The sequence below is a fragment of the Laspinema olomoucense D3b genome (assembly GCF_025370785.1).
In the GTDB taxonomy this organism is placed as follows: Bacteria; Cyanobacteriota; Cyanobacteriia; order Cyanobacteriales; family Laspinemataceae; genus Laspinema; species Laspinema olomoucense.
Genome location: NZ_JAMXFA010000034.1, coordinates 14,341 through 27,611, shown reverse-complemented (window position 1 = coordinate 27,611; position 13,271 = coordinate 14,341). Strand labels below are relative to the sequence as shown.

Sequence of the window (13,271 nt, the reverse complement as noted above, 5' to 3'; positions counted from 1 at the left end):
GACTCTACCCCAACCCGTAAACCCTAGATTGTAGGTACTGTCGGGAGACACCGGGGTTTCTTGACAAAATCTCTACCCATCTGCAAAAAATTAGGAGCAGAAACCCAATTTCTGCTCTTTTTAATCTCAATGCCCTGCCCAAAAATCGAGGAGACCCCAGCGCAACCCTTTTACAGGTAGCTAGAGGAGAGGGGAACTTACAAGGGTGGGGTTTTGGTGACGAAAAACCTGGAATTCTATAGGGGGTTGGTGAGAGAATTGTCTCATCACTCGTCCTGGAGTCTGGATGGGGTTGGTCAATGAGAACTTAATTTTAGAAAAAAATACAAATTGAACCCCTGCATGAGAAACCCTTGGAAAAGATGGGAATACTGGGGAAAAGGTAAGGTAATGGAGCGCACGGAATTATGCTGCGCCAGATCAAACATATTTTCTGGACTGTGCGGACTTATTCTGATCTCAGTCCCGATTTGTACATCAGGAAGCAGGTAAATCAGACATTATGTGACCGGGCTAACTTGTCGCTGGATGAGTGGTTTAACTGTTTTTGGCGATCGCGGGAAATTTCTTTTTCTGTAGTGAGTTTTGTTTATATTCAGTTGGAAAAATATTCAGGTTTACAAATTGGGAGAGTGTTACCCGGGGATCGCTTAGAGCAAGATTTACAGTTAACGCTAGTCTCCTGGTTTGACTGGAATCTTTATCTCTGTGATGATTTTTTTGATGAGTTTGGTATAGAGATTGGCGATCGCTTTGACCTCCAGACGATGGCAACCGTGGAAGATTTGGTCTTGTGCCTCCATCGTCTGACCTGTCCGCCTTCCTGATAATTCCAGGCGTTCAAAAATAACCCAATTAAACCGATAGTCGGAGGTACTCAGGCCATAGGGCGGACAAATTGACCGCCCCAATTCGAGGAAATTAACGCACCGTGGTGGTAAGCGGAGCTATCCCGTAGGGAATCGCCAACCCCAGAATTTTCCAGACTTGCATCCAATGGCAAGACCTGGAAAACAACTAGGAAGAGTGGTGACCGACCACTTGATCTTTGAGGGTAGAAATATCCTGGACTAACTCGCGACGATTAGAGGCGCGGAGTAAATAGCGATAGACAAACCAAGCCGAGTAGCCGATGCCGACAAATTCAAAGAACGGCGCAAGCAGGGGAATATCATTCACTGCATCCACCATCGCCAGGATCACTCTGACGGTCACCAGTGCAGACAAAAACAGTCCCACAGTCACAATGGGTCGTTGGTACTCGCTGACAAAACTGGTGACATAGAGCGGCAGATCCCCTAAGATGCCCGTGACGGTATCCACGATTTCCTGGAATTGACTCGGTTCTTGAGTAACCGGAGACAAAGGAGCCAAAGCCCCTGCTTCTGCGGCGTTGATCTCGATTCTAAGTTGCTCGGCTTCATCCGCTAACTCGGCAGATTTTTGGCGGGAGATTGCTTTTGTTTCAGTTTGAGGATTCATAAAATAGTTTTCCTTGACGAACAATATCTGGATCGTAGCTTGTGACCGGAGCAGTTTGCCAACCTTCAGAGGTATTGCGATCGCTGAAATTCCGGGTTCAGAGCAATCTCGATGAGACCTCAATCATTCCCACAGGCTTATGGGGTGGGAATTGTACCCTTTAAGACCAAGAGATCTCTTTTGTGGCAATATGGCCTTGATTTTATAGAGGAATCCAGGGAATTTCAGCAGATTAGAGTTCCTCTTCGTGATTTGTAGAGATTTATCCCTGAACTAATAAACCGGACTTATCCATCCCTGGAGCAATTGGGGATCTACCCTGGGGATTAAACGGGTGAAAGGCTAAGGATCAGGCAAAATAAGATGGGAACCGATTAGACGCTATTGACCATGAATGCAGATCATCAACAGTTGCAACAACAACTCAACCATCTTAAACAACGCTTACCGGGCTTGAGCAGTCGCCTTTCGCAAGCGGCGGTGGAACTGAAAGAAGCAGGAGTACCCGTAGACGAACGACTCAGCGAGCAACTGATAGCTTATCGGCAGGAGTTTGCCGGACTCAAATCCAGGGCGATCGAGCTGGCAAAAACTTACTCGGTGCCTGGGGTGGTGGCACCAACGCAGATTTCTTCCTTGCATGATATCCAAGGAGTTTTACACACGATCGCCCGGTCGGGAGGAGAAGTCAACGAGTCCCAAAAAGCCCTCTACTACATCGATCGCTTTTTATCCCTCACCCATCGCGATCAACCGCATTTTGCGCCGTTAGAGGAGGCAAAAGTCAAAGCGCGGGAATTGCGCCACATTATCCTTAACTCCTCCCCGAGTAATTTTCCCCCCGATGTCCCGGCGTTACTTTCGGGTCAACATCCCTGTTGTGCCTTCCTCAGCTTGATTGAACCGGATGCTAATATCGCTGATGATGAGTGGGAAAGAAGGCTGGAGTTTTGCGGGCGCGCCTTTGGCAAACCCTTAACCCTGGCAGCGAGTCGCGGAAAACTGCAATTTTCAGGGACCGTAACAGCCCCTGCGCCGACGGTAACGGCCCCTGCGCCGACGGTAACGGCCCCAGTGCCGACGGTAACGGCCCCAACTGCGGCACCACTGCCCCGGCGATCGCCGGAAATGGTCGTAATTGCTGGGTCGAATGAATCCGTGGAACCCACTGATACCGAAGCGGAAGTGGAACGTTTACTCTCGCAAAAACCCGTTTCGCCTCCGTCTAATTTGCCCGATGTGATTATCCTCCCCAGTTCGGATGAATCTCCCTCCCGGAATCAGATTGCTCCCCCCTCCCCGAATTTTGCCCCAACTTTGCCCAAGATGTCAGGGCTTTCCGGTGTAGGAATCGAAGTGGGATTAAACGTTTTAGTTCATATCGAACGAGTCGGCGATCACCAGTTTCATGAACATGAATTTGCCGGAACAAGGGGGAAATCACTTCGCCTCGAAGCATTTGCTTTGGAAATCAAACCCCCGATTCCTGGATTGGGTATTCGCTATCTGGCCCATATCCAAGGTAGCGGAGATACGCCTTGGGTGACTGAGGGTGAGTGGGTTGGTGCTCGCGGTTCAGGTTTGCGACTTGAGGGTTTGGCGATCGAATTAACGGGTCCTGAAGCACAGAATTATTCGGTTTATTACAAGGCGCATATTGAGCGCGTGGGAGATACCCAGGAGTTTTCTAATGGTGAATTCTGCGGACGGCGTGGATCGGGTATGCGGGTGGAAGGTATTGAAATCCATATTGAGCGCAACTAGGGCCTCTGGACAGGATTAGGTTAATAGGACAAGAAACCGGGTTTCATGGCTCAGATTTGTTGCTTTCTAGCCAGAGATGTTGTCAAGAAACCCGGTGTCTAATCGCCGGTTTATAATCCGGCTAATAGACAGAGTAAGAGGGCTTCGGTCCATTCCACCACGGCACCGTAAGTATCGCCGGTATGACCCCCGAGTTTGTGATTAAACCAGGCCCCGGTGAGGATGGCGACTGCGCTGCCGCCGGTGACCATTCCGGCAGCTAAAATCCAGGAATTGCCATCAAGGAAGAGTTGCACACCACTTAAGGCGACTAAAAACAAAAAACCGGGGAGTAAATCCCAGGGAGACCCCAGAGAATCCTGGTGAATGGCTCCTTTGCCTGAAACTTTTAAATAGGGATAACGGGCGATCGCCACTAATTGTCCCCACCGTCCCCAACCGGCAGCAGCCATTAAAACCACAGCACGATTTGCACTTAAATCACTCAAGGCTGCCACTTTTAGGGCAATCAGGGCAACTGCTGCCATGACGCCAAATGCGCCAGTGACACTATCGGCCATCACTTCCAACCGGCGATGGGGTTCTTGCACCGCCAACCCATCCCCGGTATCGATCGCCCCATCCAGATGTAATCCGCCAGTAATCCCAATCCAGGCCACAATCACCAGAGTGCTGCGCGTGAGTCCGGGCATCGCTAACACCTGCAACAGGACATCCAACAGGCCCAGCATCGCCCCGATCGCCACGCCGACAAAAGGTGCATACCGCGCAATGCCGCGAAACTCTAAAGTCCAACTCAGCGGAACTGGCAAACAGGTATAGAAGGCGATCGCTGCTGCCAATCCCGAACCAAGAGTTCCCAGTCGGGCTACTTTTGTCTGCACAAACTCAACGACCCATCTCACCCGGCGATTATCCCTCATAGTCAAAATTTGTATTTTTTTTCCGCCATTCTACTGATACGTCCACTTTATAACCTGTGCCAGAATTGAATTGATATCAGTTATTTTTTGCCGAACTCCGTCCGGCATGACGCGCAAAGCTTTCTTGATATTCCCTCTATAGGGAACCCATCGGAGGGTCTCAATTCCACCAGAGGGTTTCGATTGTAAATTAAGGGCGGTTTCTCTATGATGCCAGATCAATCTCCTACTAGCCTGCCTGCTCCCTGCATTGTCGATACAGGTATTGTGGTCAATAAGCAAGATATGTATAGACTCCTGGCTGATTTAGGCCGAGTCCGTTATGCACATTTCCAAGAGGGTCATCTCCAAACCCAAGGGGAAGGTTATGTAATGGAAGTTTTTGCTGATCCTCACCGTTCAACTCTGATCGCCAATCATCGTCTTTATATTAATGTGCAGAGTTTTGATTGTTTAGAACTGAAACAATCCTCTGAATCTGAATCTTACTTCGATCTGGTTCAAGAGGAGCGCCAGTTACGGTTACTTCCCGTCTCTAACCCACTTAAGGAGCAATCCGCTAGAACCCTCGATAGCGCGGCGGCGTTAGAGGCAGTGTTGCGAGAGGTCCTCATCGCGAAATTAGATGCTGAAATTGATGATGAGGGAATGCTGCCCTTTTGAGTGGCGATCGCTTATCCCAGTTTCAACTTAATTTTTCCAGCAATTCTGCTCCTTCTTAAATGCAGTTTCTATTTGCCATGACCGAAAATAACATATTGCCAATATGCGGGTATAATGGGTGGAAATTTACACAGTAATCATTAATTTTGGGTCGCGACTTTACGTTTCAGTGTCAGGGTAAATGCAGCCACACTCACGCCAGGGCGGGGGTCTGGATGACGCCTCACGGCCCGGTAGAAACACCCATCTTTATGCCCGTGGGAACCTTAGCTACCGTGAAGACCGTTACACCGGCCCAGTTAGAGGCAACGGGCGCTCAGATGATTTTGGCTAATACCTACCACCTGCACCTACAACCGGGAGAGGACATTGTAGCTGCAGCGGGAGGTTTACACCGATTTATGGTGTGGGATGGGCCGATTCTGACCGATTCCGGTGGATTCCAAGTTTTTAGTTTAAGTCAACTGCGGACCATTACTGAAAACGGGGTGACCTTTCGATCGCCCCGGGATGGCCGCAAGATAGAAATCACCCCGGAACGTTCGATTCAAATTCAGAACAAACTGGGGGCTGATGTGATTATGGCCTTTGATGAATGTCCCCCCTACCCGGCATCGCGAGAAGCTGTGGAGTTGGCAACCGCCCGCACTTACCGCTGGTTAGAACGCTGTATGGAAGCTCATACTCGTTCGGATCAAGCCTTATTTGGGATTGTTCAAGGGGGAGTGTACCTCGATTTACGCTTACAAGCGGTGGAGGCCCTGACCCAGTTAGACTTACCAGGATATGCCATTGGCGGGGTGAGTGTGGGAGAACCGGGGGAAACCATCTCAGAAATTGTTAGGGCCACTGCACCCAAACTGCCGGTAGAGAAACCCCGCTATTTGATGGGAGTGGGGACTTATCGAGAAATGGCCCAGGCGATCGCCTCCGGGGTCGATTTATTTGACTGCGTTATCCCCACCCGTTGGGCGCGACATGGGGCCGTTATGGTCCAAGGGGAACGTTGGAATATTAAAAATGCTCAATTTCGGGAAGATTTTACCCCCCTAGATGAGACTTGTTCTTGTTACACCTGTCAAAATTTTTCTCGGGCGTACTTAAATCATTTGTGGAAATCCGGGGAAATCCTGGTCTATACCTTACTCTCGATTCACAATCTCACAGAACTGATTCGGTTTACCAAGCGAATTCGGGAGTCCATTTTGAGCGATCGCTTTACCACAGACTTTGCTCACTGGTTGGAACCGACGCCCTAGGGCCTGGGGTTCGAGGAGGGGTTGAGTATAGTTTGAGCTCCCCCGCATCAGAAACCGGGGTTTTGTCCCGATGCTCTGGCAGAAACATGAAATCCTAATCCTCCCTTATGTTAAAATCTGTGTCGATTATGAAATTTCGGTTTGAGAGGGAGATATCAACATGGAAGCAGCACTATTACTGGCAAAACTACCAGAAGCCTACTCGATTTTCGATCCCCTGGTAGATGTTTTGCCGATTATCCCCGTGTTTTTCTTGTTGCTGGCTTTCGTGTGGCAAGCAGCAGTCGGTTTCCGATAAAATACCGCCTTCCATCCAACTCCAAGGCCATTAACAAGGAAAGGGGCACTCGACTGAGTGCCCCTTTCCCGATCTCAACAACAGGTTTCTTTCTACCCGTTCCTGCCTGTGAATGCCCTTCCTGATTAGGAGTCCATTTTACTGAGCACGGGGACCGATGGTTTTCTGAAAAGCGGGGCGATCGCCGATGCGCTGGATGTACTCAACCACTGCTGGATATTCGGACAGATCTAGCTTGAGCATCATTTGGCTGTAGGCCAACATGGAACCGACGGCAACATCGGCGACGGTAAATTCTTGACCCAACAAAAAGGGATGGGTGGTGAAAATTTGATTGAGGGGTTTCATTAATCGAGCTAATTCGCGATCGCGGTTGGATTCAATAAAAATTCCGGGACCGAATGTCGCATTGGCAAACAACACCCACTGGATCAGGGTCGCTTGTTCTTCTGGGGACTTCCCTGCATTACCGTACTTTTGAGCCAAGTACACTAAAATGGCCCCAGATTCCCACAGTTGAAAGTCGCCATCCACGATCGCCGGGACTTTTCCCACGGGGTTAATCTTCAGGTACTCCGGCTGTAAGTGTTCCCCTGACTGCATATCTAACAACACAAATTGATATGGAACCCCCAGTTCTTCCAGATACCACTGGACGATTGAGGCGCGAGAACGAGCACCGCCATAAAGTTTTAATGCCACTTTGATAACTCCATCTCTTGCTATAGGTTATTCTCCAGATTTTAAGGCGTCGAGAGAGCATAACCTCGGGAGATCACATAGAATGGCGATCGCCCCAGTTCCACAAGCGGTTCGGGAGGATGATAAAACCCCAGCCCCAGTGATTTACAGTGGTACATAACTGCGATCGGTTGCCAAGCTTTGGGATTTATGCAAGACAATAGCCAAAATTTCTTTCGCGTCCCACCAGAATTACCCAATCCAGCTCCCCTAAGCTCGGAAAGCCAAAACCCAAACTTTCTCAACCGGGATTTTAGCAACAAAGACCTCATTGGCGCATCCCTACGCGGTTCCTACCTGCGCGAGGCGAAACTCAGTGGCGCTAACTTAAGCGAAGCGATTCTCTGTTATGCCGACTTAATTGGGGCAGATTTAAAAGGTGCAAACCTGAGTGGAGCCGACTTGAGCGATGCCAATTTAAACTTAGCAAATCTCAGCGAGAGCAATTTAACCGGGGCTAACTTCAAAGGGTCACTGTTAGTCGGCACCGATCTGAGTGAGGCGGATTTGCGCGGTGCCAATCTCAAAGGCGCTAATTTAATTGGGGCCAAACTTGCGGAAGCGAATCTCAGTGGTGCCAACCTCAGCGGAACAGATTTGAGTGAAGCGGATCTGCGGGGGACGATTCTGCAAAAGGCGGTTTACGACTTAAGAACCCGGTTTTGTGAGGGTCTCGACCCCCTGACAACCGGCGCTTACTTAATTGGAGCGGATGTTACCCTCCCGGGAGCCAACCTCAGTGGGGTCGATTTGACCGGATTTAACCTCAAGCGTGCCGATCTCAGGGGAGCAAATTTGCGCTATGCCAAGTTAATCGGGGCAAATTTAGAGGGGGCGAATCTGTTTCGGGCGAACTTGAGTGGTGCTAATCTCACGGGGGTCAATTTTAAAGGGACGAACCTGCAAAAGGCGGTTTACGATTTAAAAACGATTGTTAGCGATGGGATTGACTTGAGTTTGGCAGGAGCCTACTGGATTGCCCCGAATGTCTCCCTCTCGGAAGTAAATCTCGTGGGTGTGGACCTCAGTGGGGCAGATTTAAGAGGTGCAACCTTAAGTAGTGCCAATTTAAGCGAAGCAGATATGACGGGAACGGATTTGTCCCGGGCGAACCTCAGAAAAGCCTATTTAGCCGATGCGAATATGAAAGGGTCGGATCTGCGCGGTGCCGATCTGATTGGAGCGAGTTTAAATAAGGTGAATTTGACTCAGGCGGATTTGCGAGAAGCGGATTTAACTCGGGCGGATTTGCGCGGGGCTAATTTAAAATGGGCTGATTTGCGTGAAGCGGACTTAACCGGGGCGAGTTTAAATCAGGTCAATTTGGTTGAGGCGGATTTGCGGGGGGTGGATTTAACCCGGGCGGATTTGCGTGGGGCCAATTTGAGCGGGGCGGATTTAAGAGAGGCAGATTTGACCAAGGCTAATTTACATTGGGCGAATCTGGATGGAGCTAATCTCACTGATGTGGATATCAGTACGATTGTTCAATAATTCAAGCCTTCCTGATTTGCGCGGTTCAAGGAAATGGGTGAGGTTATACAGTTGGCTTGCTCAGGTACAAACCGGGGAATTATTAGTGGATAAGTGTTGGAATTAAATCCGTCCTTTACCTGGTCATTACAAGTGTAATGATATTGACCTAAAAAGAAGGGGAGGCTCATATCCAAGAATAACCCTAATATTTTTCACTCTATCCCTCTTGTGTGACTTTACGGTAACTTAACAATTTGGCGTTGTTTCAGGCAACGAGGGAGCAGGCTTTCCACGGGCTATAGCCCATCTCAATCAAGGTGACAATGGATACAACTTTGCTCACTTTGGAGTGGGTTCTTCAAGTAGGCATAGCTGGTGATGTGGGGCGATCGCATTTCCCGTCAGCCTGTGTTCGGGTTTTCTCAGTGTTTCTACTTGCATCACATCTGGATCGCTATCTTTAATCGAAAACGGCACACCAGACTAGCTATATAAATTTTTTGTAAACTCTAAGCGTTTTACTGGACTTTCCCAGAAATCTAGGTTAGAACAAAAACATCAGTATTTTTACATAGAGTTGTGTAAAAGTCTAAGTCTCGTTAGAGGGAAAAACCATGCATACTAAATTCAGTCTATCGATTTGTCTCGGGATCATCGCAGGCAGTATGGGGATGGCCGCATCTGCCCAAGCCTTTTCATTCACCACCAATTTCACGAAGGATTTAATCGGCCCCAATGAGGCTAGAGGGGACATCTGGCTGAATTCCGTGGAGTTCGGCGGGACCACCGTCAGCAATTTTGGCTTAGTCGATCGGGTGAATATTCTCCACAATGACCTCTGGACTGGAGGTAATAGCGGGGCTGGTAGTGCAGACCGGGGTGACTTAGCCGAGGGGCTAGTTCAGGAACTGCTCATTGAGGAAGGCGCAGTGACGGCTTTGGGAAACCTCAACCTCAATAATATTATCGACGTAGAAGACCGTGGGTCCTTTTCGATGAATGTTTGGTTTGATCAGGCTGTCGATAATTTATTTTTCTGGGAACGGGGTCGCAACAGTGCGATGAGGATTCAGGCGATTGATGATGTGGGGAACAGCATTGGTAACCTCCTGACCATCAATTCCCGGAACTGGAATCGTGCGGGATTTGGCCTTAATACGGTGGAAATCGAGGGTACTCAACCAGTGGGGTCCCTGGGGGTATCTCTGGCTGATTTAGGACTCTCTTCGGCAATTGCTGGGGTTCGCGTCAGTGCTGAGGGGACGTCGTTGTTTAATGGACCTGATTGGAAAGTAGTCGGTTCAGCAGCATCGGTTCCGGAACCGGGTACGGTGATGGGTTTAGGGGCGATCGCTTCGGGAATGTTGGTTTCGAGCCGTCGCAAGAAGAGTCAGAAAGCTTAAAGGGATGCAATCTACGGGAAACGTAGGAGGGTTCGTCAGTAGGGATGAGAACAGCTTTTGAGGATTACCCTCCGGTTCGAGGTGAGAGCTCACTGCTTCACCTCGAACTTGTTTGGGCGATCGCAATCGTAGAATCAGCGGATAAAATGGAGGGATGTCTTTTTCTGGTAACTCCCTCGTGTCTGCAACTTCTCCTACTTTTATCCTGGTTGATGGTCATTCTTTGGCTTTTCGCTCCTATTATGCGTTAGCGAAAAGTCGGGATGGGGGTTTGAGTACCTCAACCGGCATTCCCACGAGTGTCTCCTTTGGGTTTCTTAAGTCGCTGATTGAGGTGATGGCAGTCCAGGACCCGCAATATTTGGCAGTCGCCTTTGATTTGGGGTTGCCGACGTTTCGCCATGAAGCGGATGATACCTATAAGAGCGATCGGGCGGAAACTCCTGAAGATTTTATTACGGACCTTAAATATTTACAAGAGTTACTCACGGCGCTGAATCTGCAAATTGTTACGGCCCCGGGGTATGAAGCGGATGATGTGTTAGGAACTCTGGCAACCCGGGCAAGTGAGGCGGGTTTTCAGGTAAAGATTTTAACGGGCGATCGCGATTTATTTCAGCTTGTAAATGCTGAAAAACAAATTAGTGTTCTTTATTTAGGTCGCGATGCGTTCCGGCTTTCGGGTGGGGCAAAATCCCAGGAATTTGGGCCAGAACAGGTCCAAGAAAAGATGGGAATTCCGCCAGAATTGGTGGTGGATTATAAAGCTCTTTGTGGGGATACTTCGGATAATATTCCTGGGGTGAAAGGGATTGGGGATAAGACGGCGATTAAGTTGCTGACGACTTATGGCAGTTTGGACAAAATTTACGAGGCGATCGCGGATATTAAAGGAGCGAATCGCAAAAAATTAGAGGAAGGGAAAGCAGAAGCCTATCACTCCCAACATTTGGCCCAAATTGTAATTGATGTTCCCTTAGAACTGGAATTAAGCCAGTGCCAATTACGGGGATTTGATGAAACGGCGGTCATCTCTTATTTGGAACAACTGGAATTCAAGTCTTTTCTTCCTAAAATCAAGCAACTACAGCAACGGTTTGGGGGAGTTCCTTTAGCAGAAACTCAGGAAGTCCAGAAAACGGAAACCCAGACGGTCAAAACCACGGATTCATCCCCGGATGATGATACCTCTTTTTGGACGGCAGAAGAAACAGAAGCGGCCAAAGAATTAGCCCCTTCGCCGATTAATCCGGCTATTATCGATACTACTGAGAAGCTGGAAGAATTAGTGAATCGGCTGAAAACTTATACGGATTTCCTGCATCCGGTAGCATGGGATACGGAGACGACGGATTTAGAACCCCGAGACTCAGAATTAGTGGGGATTGGCTGTTGTTGGGGAAGGGGTGAGGAGGATTTAGCCTATATCCCAAGTGGACATAAAACGGGCCAGACTTTGCCTTTAAATCAGGTAATAGAGGCATTGCGTCCGGTTTTAGAAAGTAGTGACTATCCCAAAGCATTTCATAATGCTAAATTTGACCGCCTGGTGTTGCGATGTCAGGGAATTCAACTGGTTGGTGTGGTTTTTGATACGCTGCTGGCGAGTTATTTAATTAATCCTGAAACGACGCATAATCTCACTGATGTGTCAAGGCGATATTTAGAGGTTACCGCCGAAAGTTATAAAAATTTAGATTTGACCAAAGGCCAAACCATTGCCGATTTAGGGATTCCCCAAGCGGCCCAATATTGCGGCTTAGATGTGTTTACCACTTATCAGTTAGTTGGGAAACTGCGAGCAGAACTGGCGGATAAATCCAAATTACATCAACTGCTGCTAGAGGTGGAACAACCCTTAGAACCCGTATTAGCAGAGATGGAATATACGGGAATTAGAATTAATAGCGACTATTTAGGGACTTTTTCCCAGCAGTTAGAGGGACAATTGCAGGAGATAGAAACAAGAGCCTACCAAGAGGCGGGGGAAGAATTTAATTTAGGGTCTCCTAAACAACTCAGTTATATTTTATTTGAAAAGTTGGATTTGCCGATTAGTAAATCCAGAAAAACCAAGACAGGTTATTCCACCGATATAGCAGTGTTGGAACGATTGCAAGGGGAACATCCCTTGATAGATATAATTATTGAGAATCGCACCTTAGCGAAATTAAAATCCACCTATGTGGATGCACTCCCGAAGATGGTACGGAAAGATACTCAGCGGGTGCATACGAATTTTAATCAAGCGGCAACGGCAACAGGACGATTGTCTTCTTCTAATCCAAATTTGCAGACTATCCCGATTAAAACGGAGTTTTCTCGTCAAATTCGTTCGGCATTTTTGCCGGAACGTGGGTGGCTATTGGTATCGGCAGATTATTCTCAGATTGAGTTACGGATTTTGGCCCATTTGAGTCAAGAACCTGTGTTGATGGAGGCGTATCAGAATAACCGAGATGTGCATACGGTGACGGCGCAATTGCTGTTTGAAAAGGAAGTGGTGACGGCAGAAGAAAGACGGATGGGAAAAACGATTAATTTTGGGGTGCTTTATGGGATGGGTTCGGTCCGGTTTGCGCGGGCGATCGGGAAAACATCTCAGGAAGGGAAGCTTTTTATCCAACGGTTTTATGAACGCTATAACCAGGTTTTTGAATGTTTGAATGGATTACAAAAGCAGGCGATCGCCCAAGGGTATGTGGAAACTATTTTAGGGCGGCGTCGATATTTTGAATTCCAAGGAGAGAGTCTCAATAAACTCAAAGGAACCAATCCAGAGGTGATTGATTTAGATAAGCTGAATAAAAAGATAGGGATGCAAGATGCGCAGAATTTGCGGGCGGCAGCTAATGCCCCGATTCAAGGGTCTAGTGCAGATATTATCAAGGTGGCAATGGTTAAAATGCACGAGGTTTTAAAAGACTATCAAGCACGGTTATTGCTACAAGTTCATGATGAATTAGTGTTTGAAATTCCTCGGGATGAATGGGAGGAGTTGCATCCTAAAATTAAGTCTACAATGGAAATGGCAGTGCCGCTTTCGGTTCCGTTGATGGTGGATATTCATGCGGGAGACAATTGGATGGAAGCGAAGTAATATCCAGTCCGGTGGATTCCTCTAAAAAACCATTTCTTCCTCTTCTTCCCCATGCTTGCAAAGGATGGGGAAAGGGGTTTAGGTTAGTGCGGGTGAGCGAGCAAACATGATATAATGCGGGTAACAACTGCCCGGAATTTGAACCCGTGGGGTTGCCCGATA

Annotated in this window: 11 protein-coding genes; 8 read left to right on the top strand and 3 right to left on the bottom strand. The window is 48.3% G+C overall.

The genetic code is table 11. The annotated features are described in order from the left end of the window. Positions 1-407 precede the first annotated feature (407 nt). On the top strand, positions 408-827 hold the full coding sequence (locus NG792_RS21310; protein WP_261201345.1) for a hypothetical protein: 420 nt from the start codon (positions 408-410) through the stop codon (positions 825-827). A 190-nt stretch (positions 828-1,017) separates the two neighbouring features. Here NG792_RS21310 and NG792_RS21305 read toward each other — a convergent pair whose 3' ends face one another. Next, a complete protein-coding gene (locus NG792_RS21305) occupies positions 1,018-1,482 on the bottom strand; it encodes a CAAD domain-containing protein (protein ID WP_261201344.1) in 465 nt (154 codons plus the stop codon). 390 nt (positions 1,483-1,872) lie between these two features. Between NG792_RS21305 and NG792_RS21300 the strand changes: the two genes are divergently transcribed. Continuing rightward, a complete protein-coding gene (locus tag NG792_RS21300) occupies positions 1,873-3,246 on the top strand; it encodes a hypothetical protein (RefSeq protein WP_261236718.1) in 1,374 nt (457 codons plus the stop codon). A 110-nt stretch (positions 3,247-3,356) separates the two neighbouring features. On the opposite strand, the gene cobS is transcribed toward NG792_RS21300, so the two are convergent. Next, on the bottom strand, positions 3,357-4,169 hold the full coding sequence (gene cobS, locus NG792_RS21295) for an adenosylcobinamide-GDP ribazoletransferase (RefSeq protein ID WP_261201342.1): 813 nt from the start codon (positions 4,167-4,169) through the stop codon (positions 3,357-3,359). A gap of 207 nt (positions 4,170-4,376) precedes the next feature. Here cobS and NG792_RS21290 point away from each other — a divergent pair, with 207 nt between their 5' ends. From NG792_RS21290 to NG792_RS21280, 3 genes are all read left to right on the top strand, one after another. After that, positions 4,377-4,832: a hypothetical protein gene (locus NG792_RS21290; RefSeq protein ID WP_261201341.1), complete on the top strand. Its 456-nt coding sequence runs from the start codon at positions 4,377-4,379 to the stop codon at positions 4,830-4,832. 146 nt (positions 4,833-4,978) lie between these two features. Beyond that, on the top strand, positions 4,979-6,091 hold the full coding sequence (gene tgt / locus NG792_RS21285) for a tRNA guanosine(34) transglycosylase Tgt (protein WP_261201340.1): 1,113 nt from the start codon (positions 4,979-4,981) through the stop codon (positions 6,089-6,091). Positions 6,092-6,251: 160 nt separating this feature from the next. Further along, positions 6,252-6,389: a photosystem II reaction center protein K gene (locus NG792_RS21280; protein ID WP_009768893.1), complete on the top strand. Its 138-nt coding sequence runs from the start codon at positions 6,252-6,254 to the stop codon at positions 6,387-6,389. Positions 6,390-6,527: 138 nt separating this feature from the next. Here NG792_RS21280 and NG792_RS21275 read toward each other — a convergent pair whose 3' ends face one another. Then, entirely contained in the window at positions 6,528-7,091 is a 564-nt protein-coding gene (locus NG792_RS21275; protein ID WP_261201339.1) for a glutathione S-transferase family protein, read from the bottom strand. 189 nt (positions 7,092-7,280) lie between these two features. Between NG792_RS21275 and NG792_RS21270 the strand changes: the two genes are divergently transcribed. The 3 genes from NG792_RS21270 (at position 7,281) to polA (ending at position 13,109) form a co-directional block, all read left to right on the top strand. Continuing rightward, complete coding sequence (locus NG792_RS21270; RefSeq protein ID WP_261201338.1) at positions 7,281-8,624, top strand: pentapeptide repeat-containing protein; 1,344 nt, start codon at positions 7,281-7,283, stop codon at positions 8,622-8,624. A 596-nt stretch (positions 8,625-9,220) separates the two neighbouring features. After that, complete coding sequence (locus tag NG792_RS21265; protein ID WP_261198272.1) at positions 9,221-10,009, top strand: exosortase-dependent surface protein XDP2; 789 nt, start codon at positions 9,221-9,223, stop codon at positions 10,007-10,009. A 154-nt stretch (positions 10,010-10,163) separates the two neighbouring features. After that, the gene (gene polA, locus NG792_RS21260; RefSeq protein WP_261236717.1) at positions 10,164-13,109 is read left to right on the top strand and encodes a DNA polymerase I; all 2,946 of its coding nucleotides are present in this window, start codon (positions 10,164-10,166) and stop codon (positions 13,107-13,109) included. The last annotated feature ends 162 nt before the right edge of the window (positions 13,110-13,271 follow it).

What these genes read in the sequence shown, in the direction of transcription:
- NG792_RS21310 (WP_261201345.1), top strand. Translation starts at nt 408, where the DNA reads ATGCTGCGCCAGATCAAACATATTTTCTGGACTGTGCGGACTTATTCT.
- NG792_RS21305 (WP_261201344.1), bottom strand. Translation starts at nt 1,482, where the DNA reads ATGAATCCTCAAACTGAAACAAAAGCAATCTCCCGCCAAAAATCTGCC.
- NG792_RS21300 (WP_261236718.1), top strand. Translation starts at nt 1,873, where the DNA reads ATGAATGCAGATCATCAACAGTTGCAACAACAACTCAACCATCTTAAA.
- cobS (WP_261201342.1), bottom strand. Translation starts at nt 4,169, where the DNA reads ATGAGGGATAATCGCCGGGTGAGATGGGTCGTTGAGTTTGTGCAGACA.
- NG792_RS21290 (WP_261201341.1), top strand. Translation starts at nt 4,377, where the DNA reads ATGATGCCAGATCAATCTCCTACTAGCCTGCCTGCTCCCTGCATTGTC.
- NG792_RS21280 (WP_009768893.1), top strand. Translation starts at nt 6,252, where the DNA reads ATGGAAGCAGCACTATTACTGGCAAAACTACCAGAAGCCTACTCGATT.
- NG792_RS21270 (WP_261201338.1), top strand. Translation starts at nt 7,281, where the DNA reads ATGCAAGACAATAGCCAAAATTTCTTTCGCGTCCCACCAGAATTACCC.
- NG792_RS21265 (WP_261198272.1), top strand. Translation starts at nt 9,221, where the DNA reads ATGCATACTAAATTCAGTCTATCGATTTGTCTCGGGATCATCGCAGGC.
- polA (WP_261236717.1), top strand. Translation starts at nt 10,164, where the DNA reads ATGTCTTTTTCTGGTAACTCCCTCGTGTCTGCAACTTCTCCTACTTTT.